This window comes from Microbacterium sp. I2, from assembly GCF_051364985.1.
GTDB lineage: Bacteria > Actinomycetota > Actinomycetes > Actinomycetales > Microbacteriaceae > Microbacterium.
In genome coordinates this window covers 82,483-100,398 of record NZ_JBLWIH010000022.1, presented here as the reverse complement: position 1 = coordinate 100,398, position 17,916 = coordinate 82,483, and the positions used below count along the sequence as shown (strand labels likewise).

Genomic DNA, 17,916 nt, shown 5'->3' with positions numbered 1-17,916 from the left:
GGATCGTGAGTGATCCGACACCGGCGGAGGGCGTCCGACAGCGCAATCTCGCTCGCCTCCTGCGCCTGGTCCACCTGGAAGGACCGCTCTCGCGCGCAGCGCTCACGGAGTCGACCGGATTGAACCGCTCGACCATCGCCGACCTCGTCGCCGAGCTCGCCCGCGAAGGGCTCGTGGTCGAGCGCGCGCCCGACCCGTCGCGCCGTGTCGGCCGCCCCTCCCCGGTCGTCGCCGCCGATCCGCGCGTCGTCGCCGTCGCGGCCAACCCCGAGGTCGACGCGCTCACGATCTCGGCCGTAGGCCTTGACCGCGGCATCCGTCTGCGCGAACGCATCGAGGTCGACCACCTGCTCACCCCCGACGAGACGGCGCAGCTCATCGCCGACCGCATCGCTCTCTGGCGCGACGGTGCGCTGGCCGCGTCACGCGTGGTCGCCGTGGGCGTCGCTGTTCCGGGTCTCGTGCGCGCCGCGGACGGGCTCGTGCGCAACGCTCCGCACCTGCGCTGGACCGAAGCGCCCGTGCGCGACCTCGTCGCGGACGCGACGGGGCTGCCGACCGCGGTCGACAACGACGCGACGCTCGGAGCACTGGCCGAGCATCTTTTCGGCGCCGCGCGCGGCATCGACCACGTGGTCTACCTCAACGGCGGCGCGAGCGGCATCGGCGGCGGGCTCATCGTGCACGGGATGCCGGTGGCAGGAGCCGGCGGTTACGCGGGCGAGTTCGGCCAGAACCGGCCGGGCATCGCCTCCGACGCCGACCGCCGCGCCGATCACGGCGTGCTGGAGGACGAGGTGAGCCGCGCGCGCCTGCTCGCCGCGGTGGGCCTGCCGTCCGCCGACGAGCCGACGCTGGCCAGTGCGGTCGCCGGGGCCGGTGCCACCGCGGCCGACGAGGTCGCGCGGCAGCGCCGCATCCTGTCCACCGCCCTGTCGAACGCCGTCAACGTGCTCAATCCGTCGGTGGTCGTGCTGGGCGGCTTCCTCGCGACGATCGCCGAGGTCGACATCCCCGGGCTCACCGCGCTGGTGCGCGAGCAGGCGATGGCTGCCAACGGCGACGACCTCGAGATCCGCGTCGCCTCGCTCGCGGAGGACCGTCTGTTGATCGGCGCGGCGGAAGCCGCCTTCGCCGAGCTGCTGCGCGACCCCACCTCCTGACGACAGGCCACGGGCCGACTTCTGGAAACGGTCGCTTCGACAGGCACTGAACCCCGCGCGCGGGCTGCCGCCGACCCGGCGATGCGGTCGCCTCGACAGGTCAACCGGTCTTCAGCCGGAGGTGTGCAGGTTCACATGTCCTGTGCACCGCCGGTTGACCTGTCGGCGAGCACGCATCCCACGGCGGGGACGCGCCCTCGGTTCAGCCCCGCCAGTCCGCGGCAGGGGTGAGCGGCACGAGATCCGGGCGCGGAACGGTGGTCGTGAGCGTCTCGCGCACGCCCGATGCCGCCGAGGCCTGCAGCAGCGTCATGATCTCGAGCACGTGCAGCGCCATGTCGCCGCTCGCGCGCCCGTCGCCCGCGACGAAGTCGATCAGCCCGACGCCGCGGCCGGCGTCGACGTAACCGGCCGACGGCTCAAGGGTCTGCCACTCGCCGCTGCCGCGCGCTGCGGCAGGATGCAGGCGCACGTCACCGGCGAACTGGTTGGGGTCGGGGACGATCAGCGATCCCTCCACGCCGTGGACCTCGATCGGCGCGGTCGTGGAGGCGACCCCGTCGAAGCTCATGGTCACCGTGGAGAGGGCGCCGGATTCGTGATGCAGGATGCCGGTGAGATGCGTGTCGACCTCGACGACGATGCTCTCCCCCGCGCGCGGTCCCGACGCGATCACGCGCGTGGCACGCGAGCGCGACGCGGCGCCCGAGACCGAGGTGACGGCGCCGAGCAGCTGCACCAGAGACGTGACGTAGTAGGGGCCCATGTCCAGCAGCGGCCCGCCGCCCTGGAGGTAGTAGAAGTCGGGTTGCGGATGCCACGACTCGTGCCCCGCCGAGATCCAGGTGGCCGCCGCCGACACCGGCCGGCCGATGAGTCCCGCGTCGATCGCGGCGCGGGCCGTCTGCACTCCGGTGCCCAGCACCGTGTCGGGCGCGGATCCCAGGCGCGTGCCGGCGGTGGCCGCGGCATCCGTCATGCGACGCGCGTCGTCCAGCGTCGCCGCGAGCGGCTTCTCGCCGTACACGTCCTTGCCGCTGGCGATCGCGGCGAGGGCGATCTCGGCGTGCGCTCCGGGGACGGTGAGGTTGAGCACCGTCCGGATGCCGGGGTCGGCGAGCAGCTCGGCGGGACTCAGGGCGCGGCATCCCGGGATCGCTTCGGCCGCGGCGGTGGCGCGCTGGGGATCGAGGTCGGCGACGGCGGCGATGCGCACCGCGTCGGCGCCCCGCAGCGTGTCGAGGTACTGCTTCGAGATGACGCCGAGGCCGACGATGCCTACCGGGTGCGAGCTGCCCACAGCATTCCCCTCTCGATGATCGTGCGCACGTTCGCGTCCTGCAGCACGTCGGGGCTGTGACCCGGCGTGGCCACGAAGACGCGGCCACGGCCCCAGTTGCGCGTCCACACGGCGGGCGAGACGATCGGCCGGTGCCACGGGTGGTACGGCTGCACCGGGTGGGTCGTGGTGGCGAGCACATCGTTCAGGTCGTCGTGCAGCACCCAGTACTGCTCGGTGTGCAGCGTGAAGTCGTCGAGGCCGGCCAGGATCTCGTGGCTCCGGCCGAGGTCGGTGAGTGCGACCGTGTAGTCGAGGTAGTTGTCGGACTGGTCGCCGTGCACCTCATCGGGGTGCTTCGAGGGATGCGTGGCGAACTGGCCGCCGACGAGCTGCAGATAATCCGAGCTCGCGCGGTACGAGTCCGCGATTCCGCCGTGCCAGCCCGCGAGACCCGTGCCGGCCGCGACCGCATCGCGAAGGCCGCGGACGGCCTCCTGCGAGATCTGCGACATCGTGACGCACTGCACGATCAGATCGGTCGCGGCCATGCGGTCGGCCTCGGCGTAGACCGCTGGATCCGTCTCGATCGCGACGTCGAAGCCGCTCTCGCGCAGGAAAGGCACGAACACCTCGGTCGCCTCGACCGGGTGGTGGCCGTCCCATCCGCCGCGGACGACGAGTGCCGTGCGGGTCATGCGGCAGGCCCCGCGGGTGTCGTTGCCGTGACGACGATCGCGCACGTGCGCCCCGTCGCGGTCGTCTCGGGCTGCGAGAGGGATGTCTTCGACGTCATTGCCAGGCCTTTCCAGGCTTCGACGATGCCACGGGCACTCGTGAGCGTCGAGTCGTTTGCGCAAAACCTCCGCCTTGCGCGAGGGTGTCCTCATGGCACCATCCCCGCGCCCCTCGCCGAGATTCCATCGGACGGCCGAGGCGGCGCGTGGCACCCACCGTCTCGGCCGCCGTATGGATTCTCGCGGCGATGGTGGAGGGCGACGCGCGCGTGGGTGACGGGATGCCGTCACGTGTGACGCTCGCGGACGTCGCCGCGCACGCGGGGGTCAGCGTCGCGACGGCCTCGCGGGCACTGTCGGGCCGCGGGGATCTCGCCCCGGCGACGCGGCGACGCGTCCTCGCGTCGGCGCGCACGCTGGGATTCGCGCGCGACCCTGCCGCGGGCGGGCGGCCGCCGGGCTCGGCCCGCCTTCTCGATCTCGTGCTCGGGGGATTCCACAACGCCTACTCCGACGAGGTCACGGCGGGTGCCCGCAGCGCCGCCGCGGCGGCAGGGTACGACCTCGTGCTCACCGAAGAGCGTGACGCCCCGGACGACGACTGGCCGATGCGCATCCGCCGGCGCGGGTCGGCGGGCGTCGTCCTGGGCCTCATCGCTCCCACCGGATCGCAGCTGGCGACGCTGACGGATGCCGAGATCCCGGTCGTGCTGATGGATCCGCAGGCCGAGACATCGCGGGGTCTCACGCGCGTGCAGACCACCGACCGGGAGGGCGCCGAAGCCGCGGCGGCGCACCTGGCCGAACGCGGCGCGACGCGGTTCGCGATCGTGGTCGGCGTACCGGCGTACCGCTACGGGCGCGCGCGGCTCGAGGGCTTCCGCGCCGGACTGAGCGCGGTGCGGCCCGGGGCCGAGGCCGCGGTCGTCACGGCGGATTGGGGTGCGGTCGCCGCGCGAGAGGGCCTCGTGCCCCTGATGCGGGACCTCGGCGCCGGTGAACGCTTGGGCGTGTTCGCCAGTACCGACGAGATGGCGTCGGGAGCATTCGCCGCTGCGGCCGCCACCGGTCTCAGCATCCCGGACGACGTCCTCGTGGTCGGCTTCGACGATCTGCGCGGCGCGCGCTGGCTCACCCCGCCGCTCACGACCGTGCGGCAGCCGATCCGCGAGATGGCGGCCGCGGCGGTGACGGCCCTCGCCGACGCCGCCGCCGGCGCACCCCTGCCGCCGTCGCCGATCGTGCTGCCGACCCGTCTGATCGAACGCGGCTCGACCTGATCGTCCGGACGGACCGGTGCCGGTGGCATCCGAACCGGACGAACCGTCCCCCCACCGCGCGGGGGTCACGCGAGTAGCGTGGGACCACGTCAGACGGAAGGCCAGCCATGTCGACAGCGACCGAACGCCCCACCCGCACCGAGCGCCCCGCCAGGACTGAAGCAGAGCTGCAGCAGATGGCCAAAGACCACCTGTGGATGCACTTCGCCCGGCAGTCGGTGATGTCCGAGGGTCCCGGCGTGCCGATCATCGTGAAGGGCGAGGGCCACCACATCTGGGACTCCCAGGGCAAGCGCTACATCGACGGGCTCGCCGGCCTCTTCGTCGTGGCGGCCGGGCACGGCCGCAAACGGCTCGCCGAGGTCGCCGCGAAGCAGGCGGAGGAGCTCGCGTTCTTCCCGATCTGGTCGTATGCGCACCCGGCCGCCATCGAGCTCGCCGACCGCCTCGCCGACTACGCGCCGGGCGACCTCAACAAGGTCTTCTTCTCCACCGGGGGCGGCGAGGCCGTCGAGACGGCGTTCAAGCTCGCGAAGTACTACTGGAAGCTGCAGGGCAGGCCCACCAAGCACAAGGTGATCTCTCGCGCCGTCGCCTATCACGGCACGCCCCAGGGGGCACTCGCGATCACCGGCATCCCGGCAATGAAGGAGATGTTCGAGCCGGTCACGCCTGGCGGGTTCCGCGTGCCCAACACCAACTTCTACCGCGCCGCCGACATGGGCGCCCCCACCGGCAGCCTCGAGGAGTTCGGGGTGTGGGCCGCCGACCGCATCGAGGAGATGATCCAGTTCGAGGGCCCCGAGACCGTGGCGGCGGTCTTCCTCGAGCCGGTGCAGAACTCGGGCGGATGCTTCCCCCCGCCGCCCGGCTACTTCCAGCGCGTGCGCGAGATCTGCGACAAGTACGACGTGCTGCTCGTGTCGGACGAGGTCATCTGCGCGTTCGGCCGCATCGGGCACATGTTCGCGTGCGACGCGTACGGCTATCAGCCCGACATGATCACGTTCGCGAAGGCGGTCACGAGCGGCTACTCGCCTCTGGGAGGAACCATCGTGTCGGACCGCATCTACGAGCCCTTCGCGCACGGCGACACCGCGTTCTACCACGGCTACACGTTCGGTGGTCACCCGGTCTCAGCAGCCGTCGCGCTCGAGAACCTCGACATCTTCGAGGAGGAGGGGCTGCCCGAGCACGTGCGCGAGAACTCGCCGATCTTCCGCCGGACGCTCGAGAAGCTCACCGACCTGCCGATCGTCGGCGACGTGCGCGGCGACGGCTACTTCTTCGGGATCGAACTCGTCAAAGACAAGGCGACGAAGGAGACCTTCGACGACGACGAGTCCGAGCGGCTGCTGCGCGGGTTCCTGTCCAAGGCGCTGTTCGACGCCGGACTGTACTGCCGCGCCGACGATCGCGGCGACCCCGTCATCCAGCTCGCGCCGCCGCTCACGATCGGGCCGAGCGAGTTCGACGAGATCGAGCAGATCCTGCGCGGAGTGCTCGCCGAGGCGTGGACGCGGCTGTGAGCCGAGGCACCTCGACGAGCCGACCGGAGGCCACCACGGCCGATGGATGCAAACCGGGTCGCGGGGATTAGGGTAGGGCCGTGGGCACCATCTACTACGGCGGCTCTGCCATGCCGATCGATATCGAGGACCGCGCTCTCGCGCACCTGAAGGTCGTCATCGCGACCAAGCTGCGGCGCGACGAGAGCTTCACCGTCTCGTGGCGCCATCCCGATGATCAGCCCCGCGGCCGGAGCACGATCTGGCTGCACCCGTCGATTCCGCTGCGGTTCGTCTTCGACGATCCCGAGCCCGCAGAGCTCAGCCGGGAATGGATCGAAGAGCTCGCCAACTCGGCGAACTCGACGGGCGGCATCATGCTCGTCGCCCATCACTTCGACACCGGCGAAGTGCACACGCTGCCCCGCGAGGGCGAGGGCGAGGGCACGGGTCAGTCGAAGTCCGACGCCGACGTCGCCCTCGGTGTCGTCGAGGTCGAGCGGCTCGAGATCGACACGCTGACGGTCTCGGGCGACGAGATCAACGGCGGCACGCTCACGAACGCCTGAGGACAGGCCCGGTCGGCGAACCGGCCCGTGGGGGCACGGCTCGCCACGGCGTCAGCCGACCTCTGGTTCGCTGTCGTCCGCGGGTTCGGGAAGGATCGTCAGTCCGACCGGCCCACTGGCGGCCAGCATGAGCTCTTCGACCCACGCGCGGTTGATGCGGGGTTGGCGGCTGCCGAAGAAGTGGAACTGCAGCGGGACCGCCGGAGCGATCCAGAAGCTGCGACGGCCGCTGCCGTCGCCCACCTCGACGTCGAACATGAATGGCTCCGACCGCCGGAGCTTGTTCATCATGACGATGCGAAGGTGCGCGAGGGTGCGGTCGTCGATGTCGATCGAGTTGCCGCTGGTGTCGTAGATGAACCTGCCCATGCCAGGAGCTTAGTGGGCCGACCGCGGCGCGAACGCAGCGACGAAGAGTGCTTTCGCGCGCGCCCCGACTGCGGGGCGCTGGGAAGCCTCGGTGCGGGCCAGTTCGGTGGCCAGCATCCCGGCCGCCATCGTCACGTCTTCGGCGTCGATGTGCGCGCCGATCCGGCCCGCAGAGCGGTCGCGCTCGACCACCTCGGTGACCAGCGCCGTGAACCGCGCCCCGAGCGCGGCGACGCGTGGATCGCTCATGTCCGCCGTGATCAGCTCGATGAACGCGGTCGACACGACCGCCTGCTCGACGACGCGGTCGAGCAGATCGTCGATGGTGCGCTCCGGGGGTGCCACGTACTCCTCGAGCTCGCGGACGTTGTCTTCGAACACCGCCGCGGCGAGCGCCGTGCGATCGGGGAAGTGCCGGTACAGGCTGCCCTGTCCGACGCCGGCGCGTTTGGCGACGGCACTGAACGGCGAATTCAAGCCGCCCTCGGCGTAGACCTCGCGCGCCGCGGTGATCAGCGCACGTCGGTTCTCGGCCGCCGCGGCAGGGCCGCGGTTGGGGCGAGAGGGGGATTTCGCCCGGGAGGACGCGGTGCTCGACACGGGTGTAGCCTATTACCGGACACAGTTGTCCGGTAGAAAGGACGCACCATGAGCACCAGCATCCCGTCGCTGAACGGCGACTCCTCGATCGCAACCTGGCTCGACCACCCGGTCGGGGGTGCGATCCTGCGGGAGCTCCTGGCGCAGGGCGGCCAGACCGCCGACGCGTTCGCGCCTGTCCGCACCCTGCCCCTGAAGCGCCTCGTCGAGCTGAGCCGCGGCGCCTTCACACAGCAGACGCTCGACGAGGTCGTGCGTCGCGCCGACGCCGGCGAGGTGCCCGTGGGCGCACCAGCCGTGGCAGCGGCGCCGGCGCAGGCCGCGGCATCCGCTCCCGCCGTTCCCCTGCGAGAGTGGACCGAGCGCATCGACCGGGGCCGCTTCACCGGACGCACGGTGATCGTCACCGGCGCCGGCTCCGGCATTGGGCGTGCGACGGCGTCGCGCGTCGCGCGCGAGGGCGGCCGGGTCATCGCCGTCGACGTGAGCCAGGAGCGCCTCGACGACCTGGTCGCGTCCCACGGCGAAGCCGACCTCGTGCCGCTCGTCGCCGACATCACCGACGAGGAAGGCGTCGCGCGCATCGTGGCCGCCGCGGGCGGGACGATCGATGCGCTGGCCAACATCGCCGGGATCATGGACGACATGACCCCGGTGGCGGAGGTGACGGATGCCGTGTGGCAGCGTGTCTTCCGCGTCAACGTCGACGGCACCATGAAGCTCATGCGCGCGGTGATCCCGGCCATGCTGGCGCAGGGCGGCGGCTCCATCGTGAACACCGCCTCGGAGGCCGCGCTGCGCGGGTCGGCCGCGGGCGCCGCGTACACCGCCTCGAAGCACGCGGTCGTGGGCCTGACGAAGTCGAGCGCGTTCATGTACGGTCCGAGCGGCATCCGCGTCAATGCCGTGGCTCCCGGGCCCACGATCACGAACATCGAGGCGTCCTTCGCCTCGCCGCTCGGGGCTGAGCGGGTGCGCACCGGCATGGCCGTCATGCCGCCGCCGGTCGACGCCGATGCCCTGGCCGCCTCGATCACCTTCCTGCTCAGCGACGACGGCGTCAACGTCAACGGCGTGGTCCTCGCCAGCGACGGCGGGTGGTCGGCCGCCTGAGCCGCTCCCGCACCCAGACCCGCGACGCCCCGACGGACCCGAACCGCCGGGGCGTCGTGCTGCGCCGGTGGTGCTGCGCCAGTGGCCTGCCGCAGTCGTACTGGGCCACTCGGACGTGCGCGTCAGAAAGGCCAGATCAGCGGCACGTAGAGCACCGACATCGCGAGGAAGAAGAGTGCCAGCGGCAGACCGAGCCGCCAGTAGTCGCCGAAGCGATAGCCGGCCGGCTCCATCACCATGAGGTTCGCCGGCGTCGCGATCGGCGTGAGGAACGCCGCCGCGCCGATCACCGTGAGCGCCATCATGAACGGCTGCACCGACAGCTCTAGCGAGTGCGCGACGGCGATCGCGATCGGCGCCACGATGAGGACGGTCGCGGTGTTGCTGATCAGCTGGCCGAGCACGAGCGCCAGCGTGCACAGCGCGAGCAGGGCGACGTGGGGGCCTGCGTCGCCCAGGGCCGACAGCATCCATCCCGCCACCAGGTCGGCGGTGCCGGTCGCGATGAACGCGGTCGACAGCGGGATCATGCCCGCGATGAGCACCACCGTGGTCCACGAGATCGACTGGTAGGCCTGCGTCACGGTCACCGTACGCGTCACGACGAGCGCGCATGCGGCGAGGAGCGCTGCGACGGCGGGAGGAACGAGTCCCGTCGCCAGGAGCAGGATCATGACGACCAGGATGCCGATCGCGCGCTTGGCGCCCCGGCCCAGCGGGATCGACCGGCGCAGACGCTGCGGATCGTCCACCACCAGCACCCCGGGCTCGTTCGATCGCCGCGAGAGATCGTCCCACGCCCCCTGCAGGAGGAGGGCGTCGCCGGCCTGGACGAGGAACTCGGTGCCCTTGAGCAGCTGGTCGCCGCGCCGCGCCGCCAGCACCACGAGGTCGCCGTCGGGAGTCGTCATGCCGGCGCAGACGTGCGTGCCGATGAGCGGCGAGCGGGGCGCCACGACGACCTCGGTGACACCCGTGACCGGGCCGAGGATCGTGCCCGTGTCGAGCGAGAGCGAGTACTGCTGGCGCAGCAGGTGCGCGTGCCGCACCAGGTCCAGCGGCATGCGGGCGGCGGGCCGCTCGGGAACGAGACGGCCGCCGAGCAGCAGGATGACGATGGTTCCCGCGACGACGGGGATGCCGACGAGGGCGAACTCGAAGAACCCGAAGGGCCGGCCTCCCGCGGCCGCGGCGAAGTCCGACACGAGGATGTTCACCGGCGTTCCCGTCAGCAGCAGCAGCGAGCCCGCCGACGCCGCGAAGGCGAGCGGCATCAGCAGCTTCGACGACGCGATCCCGGCGCGCGCCGCGACGACGACCACGAGCGGCAGCAGCGCGGCGACCGCGCCGTTGATGCTGATGAGCGCGGTGAGGCCGGCCACGAGCAGGGCGACCACGAGCAGCAGCCGGCGGCGGGTCGCGCCGGCACGGCCGATCACCATCTGCCCGGCCCACGCCGTCACCCCCGTCGCGTCGAGCGACTCGCTCACCACGAAGAGCGCCGCGATGAAGAGCACCGTGGGGTCGCCGAAGCCGGCGAGGGCCTCGGGGAGCGTCAGCACGCCCGTGAAGAACAGGGCCAGCGCCACCCCGATCGCGACCACCGCGATCGGCACGCGGTTGCTGACGAAGGCGATGACCGCGAGAAGCAGGATGACGAGCGTGGCGACGACGGGGTCCACGGTGCCCAGCGTAACCACTGGCACCGCGCACGCCGCGAGGCGTCCGGCGCCGGTGCGGCCAGGTCTCCGGCGCCGCAGCGCGACGGGTCTCAGCCGCGCCGTGCGTCCCGGCCTCGGCCGCGCAGTGCGTCCCGGCCTCAGCCGCGCAGTGCGGCCAGGCCCGCGACGTCGTAAGCGAGCTCGACGGCGTCGAAGATCGCGGCGTCGATCGTGCGCGGCGCGAACGCGTCGCCGATGGTCACGACGCGCGGCGCGATGGCAGGGGCGACGGATGCCGGGGGTCCGGCGATCCCGGTGGCGACAGCATCCGTCACGCCCGTGATGCCGACCGAGGCACGCGGCTCGATCGCCACCACCGCGTCGAGGTCGCCGAGGATCGTGGTCTCGCCGCCGAGGGTGTCGGCGACCGTGACGACACCGGGCTCCATCGTGCGGACGCGGTGCGCGGCGCGGCGTCGGAACCCGGGATGCGCGCCCAGTCGCTCGAGCAGCAGCGGACGGTCGTACCCGGCCCCGATGTGCGGGAACGCCGTCTCGAACGGGGTCACGAGCTCGAGTTCGTCGACGTGCGCAAGCAGCGTCAGCACGATGCCGGTGGCATAGGCCGTGCCGTCGGCGTCGACCACCGCGATGCGTCGGCCGAGCGAATGTGGATCGGATGCCGCAGTGACCGCGTCGATCGTTCCCTGGGCGGGCAGTCCCCCGTCGTAGGCGCCGCCGAGGGCGAGAGAGGTCGTCGCGGGGGCGACGGCGCCGGTCGCCAGCACGATGCCGTCCGCGTGCTCTGCGCGGAGCGACTGCGCGGTGGCCTCGACACCGAACCGCACGTCGACCCCGGCCTGCGCGAGATCACGCACGAGATCCTCGACGAGCAGCCCGATGCTCTCGCGGCCCGGGACCCGGCGCGCGAGCCGCAGCTGCCCGCCCGGCTCGGTCTCGCGCTCGAGCAGGGTGACCGAGTGGCCGTCCGTCGCGAGCTCGACGGCCGCGCGCATGCCGGCCGGTCCCGCGCCGACGACGATCCAGCGCTGCGGGCGTGCCACGCGCGGCCTCTCGCCACGCTCGAGCTCACGCCCCGCGAGCGGGTTGACGGTGCACGACATCGGCAGCCCGCGGCTGCCGCGGCCGAGGCATCCCTGATTCAGGCGGATGCAATGACGGATGCCGCTCCCTGCGCCGCCCGCGGTGCCGGCGCCCTCGGCGCGGCCGCCCGCGGCACCGGCGCCCCCGGCGCGAGCGCCCTCCGTGCGACCGAGGAGCTTGAGGCCGAGGTCGGGGTCTGCGATCTGCGCACGCGTCAGCGCGACCATATCGGCGATGCCGTCGCGGACGACCTCCTCGGCCTCTTCGACCGACAGGGCGGCTCCGACGCCGAACACGGCGATGTCGGGGTTGGCCTCCTTCACCGCAGCGACGTCGTCGCGCAGCCACGCGAACGGCATCGGTGACGACGGGAAGACGTAGTGCACGTTGTGGTAGCCGCCCGCGGCGAGATCGAGGAAGTCGATGCGCGCCTCGGCCCGCAGCAGCGCGATGATCTCGCGCATGGCCGCACCGTCCAGCCCGTCGGGATGGAACTCGTTCGCGACGATCCGGATGCCGACGGTGAAGTCGTCGCCGACGCGCGCACGCACCGCGCGCAGCACCTCGCGCGGGAACCGGGTGCGGCTCTCGAGGTCGCCGCCGTAGCCGTCCGCGCGCGCGTTGTACAGCGGCGAGAGGAATTGGTGCAGCAGGTAGCCGTGCGCCATGTGGATCTCGACGCCATCGAAGCCCGCCTCACGGGCGTGCGCGGCCGAGGTCGCCCAGCCCTCGACGAAGGCGGCGATGTCGACCCCATCCATCTCACGGGTGGCCTGAGCGGTCGACGGCGAGAGTATGCGCGACGGGGCATACACCGCGCGGGGACCGTCGGGTCCGTCGGGCTGAGCCTGCGCGCCGTGATGGTTCAGCTGCACCAGGACCTTCGCGCCGGCGTCGTGCACGGCATCCGTCATCTTCTTCGCCGCCGGCACCGACTCGGCCCGGAAGGCGTCCTGGAAGCCGCGGATCGATCCGGACGGGTGCACGAAGTGGTTGCCCGCCACGAAGAGCCCGCAGCCGCCGCGCGCCCGGCGCACGTAGTACGCGGTCTCGCGATCGGACTCGACGCGGTCGGAGTACTGCTTGGAGTGCGCCGTCTGCATGATGCGGTTCGGCACCGTCATCGTGCCGATCCGCAACGACTGCGCCAGCGGGGACGATGTGCCGGTGCTCGCGGTCATGTCCCGAGCCTACGGCCGGCACAGATCAGAGGCGGGCGAGGGCCTCGTCGAGGTCGGCGATGAGGTCGGCTGCGGTCTCGACGCCGACCGAGAGGCGCACCACCTCGGGCGGGACGGCCAGCTCGGTGCCGCGCACCGACGCGTGCGTCATCTCGTCGGGATAGTTCATGAGCGACTCGACGCCGCCCAGAGACTCTGCGAGCTGGAACAGCCGCGTCGACTCGGCGAAGCGGCGAGCGGATGCCGCATCCGCGAGCGCGACCGACACGATGCCCCCGAACCCGCTCATCTGCGCGGCCGCGAGCTCGTGACCGGGGTGCGAGGCCAAGCCCGGGTAGTAGACGCGCGTGACGGCGGCGTGACTTTCCAGGAAGGATGCCACGGCCTGCGCGTTCTCGCTGTGCCGTTGCATTCGCAGCGCGAGCGTCTTGATGCCGCGGGTCGTCAGCCACGCGTCCAACGGGCCCGACACCGCACCGACCGCGAACTGGAGGAACTTCACCTGCTCGAACAGCGCGTCGTCGTTCAGCACGAGGGCGCCCCCGACGACGTCGGAGTGCCCGCCGAGGTACTTCGTCGTCGAGTGCACCACGACATCGGCGCCGAGTGCGAGCGGCTGCTGCAGCGCGGGCGACGCGAACGTGTTGTCGACGACGACGAGCGCGCCGGCCTCGTGGCCGAGCCGAGCCAGACCGGCGATGTCGGTGATGCGCAGCAGCGGGTTGCTGGGCGTCTCGACCCACACGATCCGGGCGGGGCGCTCCTCGAGTGCGGCGCGCACGGCGTCGAGGTCGCTCATGTCGACCACGCGGACCCCGATCCCCCACCCGCCGAGCACGCGCGCGATGAGCCGGTACGTTCCGCCGTACACGTCGTTGCCCAGCAGCACCTCGTCGCCCGGCTTCAGTGCGGTGCGCAGCAGCGCGTCCTCCGCGGCGAGGCCTGACGCGAACGACAGGGCATGCGCGCCACCCTCGAGCGCGGCGAGCTGCGTCTCGAGCGCGGTCCGCGTCGGGTTGCCGCTGCGCCCGTACTCGTACCCCTCGCGCAGCCCGCCGATGCCGTCCTGCGCGTACGTGGTCGAGAAGTGGACGGGCGGGATGACCGCGCCCGTCGTGGGGTCGAACGCCTGGCCGGCGTGCACCGCGCGTGTCTCGAAGCCGCGGTCGGTGGTGGGCTCGGTCATTCGGGTGCTCCTTCGGTGGTGGTGACGGATGCTGCGGCCCCGGCACTGCCGGGCGGCGGAGGTGTCGCGGGGTCGAACCCGTGGTCGCGCATCCACGCGTCGTCGTAGAAGCGGTTGAGGTAGCCGCGGCCGTGGTCGGGCAGCAGCACCACGACGACGGCGTCTGCGGGAACCTCGCGCGCCTCGCGCAGCGCGGCGACGACGGCCATGCCGCTCGAGCCGCCGACGAGCAGCCCCTCCTCGCGGGCGAGGCGGCGGGTCATCGTGAACGACTCGGCGTCGGGGATGCGGTGGATGTCGTCGGGGACCGACGGGTCGTACGATCCGGGCCAAAAGTCTTCGCCGACACCCTCGACGAGGTAGCCGTGGATCGGCCCGCCCGAGTAGATCGAGCCCTCGGGATCGGCGCCGATCACGCGCACGGCGCCGTCCGACACCTCGTGCAGGTACCGGCCGGTGCCGGTGATGGTGCCGCCCGTGCCGATGCCGGCGACGAAGTGCGTGACGCGGCCGTCGGTGTCGCGCCAGATCTCGGGCCCGGTGGTCTCGTAGTGGCTGAGGGGTCCGTTGGGGTTGGCGAACTGGTTCGGCTTGAAGGCGCCCGGGATCTCGCTCACCAGCCGGTCGGACACGCTGTAGTACGAGCGTGGATCCTCCGGTGGCACGCTCGTGTCGGTGACCACGACCTCGGCGCCGTAGGCCCGCAGCACGTCGACCTTGGCGCCCTCGAACTTGTCGGGCACCACGAAGATCATGCGGTAGCCGCGCTCGAGTGCGACAAGTGCGAGCCCCACACCGGTGTTGCCGCTGGTCGGTTCGACGATCGTGCCACCCGGTTTGAGCTGCCCGTCGCGTTCGGCGGCGTCGATGATGCGACGGGCGATGCGGTCTTTCGCGGAGCCGCCGGGATTGAAGTACTCGACCTTGGCGAGCACCGTCGCGGCGATGCCGTCGGTGACGCGGGTCAGCTGGACGAGAGGGGTGTTGCCGACGAGGTCGGCCACGCTCTTGGCGTAACGCACGGATGGGTCCTGACGTGTTGCCGCGCTCGTGCGCGGGTGGATCTGACGGGGGTCGCGAGAGAGAGGTGAAGCGGACGCTTCAACAACAAGGGCGACAACACCGACAGGTCAACACGCGGGCCAGTCTAGACGGGCGCGGCGAAGACGTCGAGAACGGATGCCGCGATCCCCGACAGGTCAACCGGCCTTCCACAGGGACGTTGGCCGCGTGAAACCTCCTGTAGGGGCCTGGTTGACCTGTTGGCGAGGTCGGTCGACAGGAGATTCCGGCCGCGGCCTCACGCCACCCGCATGGGCCGCTGCTCACGCGCGTCGACGACACACGGTGGGCAGTCGTTGCGGGCCGCCCGCAGCGCTTGCTCGAGGACGGCGATCGTCGTGACGCCGCCCCGGCCGGGCGCTCCGGCGAAAACCGGCAGTCGCAGCAGGTCGTAGAGGAACGCCCGCCGCAGCCCGAAGAACCGTTCGAGATCGTCCATCGCCACCAGGCGCGGCAGCGCTGCGGTGAGCTCGCGCACCATGTCGTCGGCCGCTTCATGCTGCAGCATCCACGATCGACGGCGAAGGTGACGGCGGAACTCGCGCTCGGGAACGAACCAGCGCCGGCCGAGCTGATAACCGGGCAGCTCGCCATTCGCTAGCCTGCGGTGCAGTGACGTCGAGCTCAGCCCGGCCACCCGCGCCGCCGCTGACACGCTCAGGAAGGGCGAGGGTCCGGCGCTGCGACGGGTGGGAATCTCAGGGGTCACACCCTGCATGACGCAGGGCGCGGCGTTTCATGACGCCGCCTCCTGCAGATCGCCGGTCTCGAGCGGCAGTGGTTGGGCGAACGATCCGCGCAGACCGCCGTCGAGAACTCATACATCGGAGGGCGCGCGGATCGCGTCACGATCCACCCGGCGCGTGCCGCCGCGACCGAGTGCGATCAGCCTCGCAGCGCGAGGGCGAAGGGCAGGACGGCGGATGCTCCGGCCCGGCGCAGTTCGCGGGCGGCGACGGCCAGCGTCCACCGGCTGTCGACCGCGTCGTCGACGAGCAGCACCGGCCCGGCGGGAACGGCGAGCCCCTCAGCGGAGAGTCGTCCCCATACTCCGGCGAGCCGGAACGCGCTGTTGCCGCCGGGCTGCCCAGTCGGGCCGCCGTCGACGAGGTCCAGCGCCCCGAGGTACGGCAGGCGGCCGACCTCCGAGATGCCCCGGGCGAGGGAATCCACCAGCTGCGGCCGCGAGCGCGACGGCATCGCGACGACCGCCACCGGACGCTCGGCCCAGCCCCATTCGGCGAGCACGCGCACACACGCCGACAGCAGGTTGGGCGGCAGCGCCTGGTCTGCGGTGCCGGCGGCGAACAGCTCGCGCAGCGTCCCGCCCCAGCCGAGGTCGGTCAGGCGGGCGAGCGCACGTCCTTCGGCCGCCTGCTCCTCCGCCGGGATGCGGCCCTTGACGGGCACGCCGAGCCGGTCGGCGCCGGTGGGCCATTGCCGCCTCGGCTCGATCGGCACTCCGACGCGGTCGAGGGCGGTGGCGGCAGCATCCTTCGCCTCCGCACCCACCGCCGACGGATACCAGGCGCCCGCGCAGTTGTCGCACCGGCCGCACGGCGCGGCGGAGTCGTCGTCGAGCGAGCGCTGCAGGAACTCCATGCGGCACGCCGAGGTCTCTTCGTACTCGATCATGTGCTGCTGCTCGGCGACCCGCTCGGCCGCGATGCGGCGATAGCGCTCCTCGTCATAGCTCCACGGTGAGCCGGTCGCGATCCAGCCGCCCTGCACGCGAGCGACCGCGCCGTCGACGTCGAGCACCTTCAAGAGCAGCTCGAGCGGTGTGCGCCGGATGTCGACCGTCGCCTCGAGCGCCGGCGTCGACATCGGGCCGGACGACGCCGAGAGTGCCGTGAGGACCCGCTCGGCACGGTCGCGGTCGGGCATCGACGCTGTCGCGAAGTAGTGCCAGATGTCGCGGTCCTCGGCTCCCGGGAGCAGCAGGACGTCGGCGGATGCCGTGGCGCGGCCCGCGCGACCGACCTGCTGGTAGTACGACACCGGGGACGACGGTGCACCGAGATGCACGACGAAGCCGAGGTCGGGCTTGTCGAAGCCCATGCCGAGCGCACTCGTGGCGACGAGGGCCTTGACGCGGTTGTCTTTCAGCAGAGCCTCGGACTCTTCGCGCTCGTCGGTGTCGGTCTGCCCCGTGTAGGCGCGGACGTCGTAGCCGTGCTCCCGCAGCAGCCGGGCCGTGTCGTTCGCCGCCGCGACAGTGAGCGTGTAGATGATTCCCGAGCCCGGGAGCTCGCGCAGGTGACTGAGCAGCCACGCCAGTCGACTCGGCGCGTTCGGAAGGCGCAGGACCCCCAACCGCAGGGACGTGCGCGCAAGGGGTCCGCGGATCGTCAGCACGTCCGCTCCCCCGGCACCCAGCTGCTCGGCGACGTCGGCCACGACGCGGCTGTTGGCGGTGGCGGTGGTGGCGAGGACGGGCACGCCCTCCGGCATCCGTCCGATCAGATCACGGAGCCGCCGGTAGTCGGGGCGGAAGTCGTGGCCCCAGTCGCTGATGCAGTGCGCCTCGTCGACGACGAGCAGGCCGATTCGCGGCACCAGCTGCGGCAGCTGCTCGTCGCGGAACGACGGATTGTTGAGCCGCTCGGGCGAGACCAGCAGCACGTCGACCTCGTCGGCGTCGAGCTGGGCGATCACGTCGCGCCACTCGTGGGCGTTGGTGGAGTTGATGGCGACCGCCCGCACGCCGGCCCGCGCCGCGGCGGCGATCTGGTCGCGCATCAGTGCCAGGAGTGGCGACACCAGCACCGTCGGACCCGCGCCGCGCCGCCGCAGCAGCAGCGTCGCCACGAAATACACCGCGGACTTGCCCCACCCGGTGCGCTGCACCACGAGCGCGCGGCGCCGCTCGTCGACGAGGGCTTCGATCGCCTCGAACTGACCGTCGTGGAAGTCGGCGTCGTCTCGCCCGACGAGAGCTCGCAGGACGTCGAGCGCCTCGGCGCGGGTCGTGGTCGTCGCTGTCACGCCCTCCACCCTGCCTCATCCCCCTGACAGCAGGTGGCGGATGCTCGATTCTGTGCATGCCCTTCCGGTGTCGGTCTGTTCCCCGAGCCTGGGGAGGAGCGCGTGTTAGCGTGATC

The 17,916-nt window shown here is 71.8% G+C and carries 14 protein-coding genes and 1 pseudogene; 5 read left to right on the top strand and 10 right to left on the bottom strand.

The features are described from left to right. The first annotated feature begins 5 nt into the window (after positions 1-5). Positions 6-1,163, top strand: coding sequence for an ROK family protein (locus tag ACLKM7_RS16020; protein ID WP_436448159.1), 1,158 nt, complete (start codon positions 6-8; stop codon positions 1,161-1,163). A gap of 202 nt (positions 1,164-1,365) precedes the next feature. Here ACLKM7_RS16020 and ACLKM7_RS16015 read toward each other — a convergent pair whose 3' ends face one another. Further along, positions 1,366-2,463: a Gfo/Idh/MocA family protein gene (locus tag ACLKM7_RS16015; RefSeq protein ID WP_436448158.1), complete on the bottom strand. Its 1,098-nt coding sequence runs from the start codon at positions 2,461-2,463 to the stop codon at positions 1,366-1,368. Beyond that, positions 2,442-3,140 (bottom strand): ThuA domain-containing protein, encoded by a 699-nt coding sequence (locus ACLKM7_RS16010; protein ID WP_436448157.1) that lies wholly within the window; start codon positions 3,138-3,140, stop codon positions 2,442-2,444. Before ACLKM7_RS16010 ends, ACLKM7_RS16015 begins: the two co-directional genes overlap by 22 nt. Positions 3,141-3,385: 245 nt before the next feature. Here ACLKM7_RS16010 and ACLKM7_RS16005 point away from each other — a divergent pair, with 245 nt between their 5' ends. From ACLKM7_RS16005 to ACLKM7_RS15995, 3 genes and pseudogenes are all read left to right on the top strand, one after another. After that, complete coding sequence (locus ACLKM7_RS16005) at positions 3,386-4,459, top strand: LacI family DNA-binding transcriptional regulator (RefSeq protein WP_436448156.1); 1,074 nt, start codon at positions 3,386-3,388, stop codon at positions 4,457-4,459. Positions 4,460-4,566: 107 nt separating this feature from the next. Continuing rightward, complete coding sequence (locus tag ACLKM7_RS16000) at positions 4,567-5,988, top strand: aspartate aminotransferase family protein (protein WP_436448155.1); 1,422 nt, start codon at positions 4,567-4,569, stop codon at positions 5,986-5,988. A gap of 80 nt (positions 5,989-6,068) precedes the next feature. Further along, positions 6,069-6,368, top strand: a pseudogene (locus ACLKM7_RS15995) (DUF7882 family protein); the annotation flags it as partial. A gap of 219 nt (positions 6,369-6,587) precedes the next feature. On the opposite strand, the gene ACLKM7_RS15990 reads toward ACLKM7_RS15995, so the two are convergent. Next, positions 6,588-6,905 carry a DUF7882 family protein gene (locus tag ACLKM7_RS15990; RefSeq protein WP_436448154.1) on the bottom strand — a complete coding sequence of 106 codons (318 nt, stop codon included), beginning with the start codon at positions 6,903-6,905 and terminating at the stop codon, positions 6,588-6,590. A gap of 9 nt (positions 6,906-6,914) precedes the next feature. Continuing rightward, entirely contained in the window at positions 6,915-7,505 is a 591-nt protein-coding gene (locus ACLKM7_RS15985; protein ID WP_436448153.1) for a TetR family transcriptional regulator, read from the bottom strand. A 48-nt stretch (positions 7,506-7,553) separates the two neighbouring features. Here ACLKM7_RS15985 and ACLKM7_RS15980 point away from each other — a divergent pair, with 48 nt between their 5' ends. Then, positions 7,554-8,618 carry an SDR family NAD(P)-dependent oxidoreductase gene (locus tag ACLKM7_RS15980; RefSeq protein ID WP_436448152.1) on the top strand — a complete coding sequence of 355 codons (1,065 nt, stop codon included), beginning with the start codon at positions 7,554-7,556 and terminating at the stop codon, positions 8,616-8,618. Between the two features lie 122 nt (positions 8,619-8,740). Here ACLKM7_RS15980 and ACLKM7_RS15975 read toward each other — a convergent pair whose 3' ends face one another. From ACLKM7_RS15975 to ACLKM7_RS15950, 6 genes are all read right to left on the bottom strand, one after another. Then, a complete protein-coding gene (locus ACLKM7_RS15975; RefSeq protein ID WP_436448151.1) occupies positions 8,741-10,300 on the bottom strand; it encodes an SLC13 family permease in 1,560 nt (519 codons plus the stop codon). A 137-nt stretch (positions 10,301-10,437) separates the two neighbouring features. Then, positions 10,438-12,564: an NAD(P)-binding protein gene (locus ACLKM7_RS15970; protein WP_436448150.1), complete on the bottom strand. Its 2,127-nt coding sequence runs from the start codon at positions 12,562-12,564 to the stop codon at positions 10,438-10,440. A 25-nt stretch (positions 12,565-12,589) separates the two neighbouring features. Then, positions 12,590-13,750, bottom strand: a complete 1,161-nt coding sequence (locus tag ACLKM7_RS15965) for a cystathionine gamma-synthase (protein WP_436448149.1) — start codon at positions 13,748-13,750, stop codon at positions 12,590-12,592. Beyond that, a complete protein-coding gene (locus tag ACLKM7_RS15960) occupies positions 13,747-14,772 on the bottom strand; it encodes a pyridoxal-phosphate dependent enzyme (RefSeq protein ID WP_436448148.1) in 1,026 nt (341 codons plus the stop codon). Before ACLKM7_RS15960 ends, ACLKM7_RS15965 begins: the two co-directional genes overlap by 4 nt. Before the next feature lie 278 nt (positions 14,773-15,050). Beyond that, positions 15,051-15,521, bottom strand: coding sequence for a helix-turn-helix domain-containing protein (locus ACLKM7_RS15955; protein WP_436448147.1), 471 nt, complete (start codon positions 15,519-15,521; stop codon positions 15,051-15,053). Between the two features lie 176 nt (positions 15,522-15,697). Continuing rightward, complete coding sequence (locus ACLKM7_RS15950; protein ID WP_436448146.1) at positions 15,698-17,800, bottom strand: RecQ family ATP-dependent DNA helicase; 2,103 nt, start codon at positions 17,798-17,800, stop codon at positions 15,698-15,700. Between the last annotated feature and the right edge of the window lie 116 nt (positions 17,801-17,916).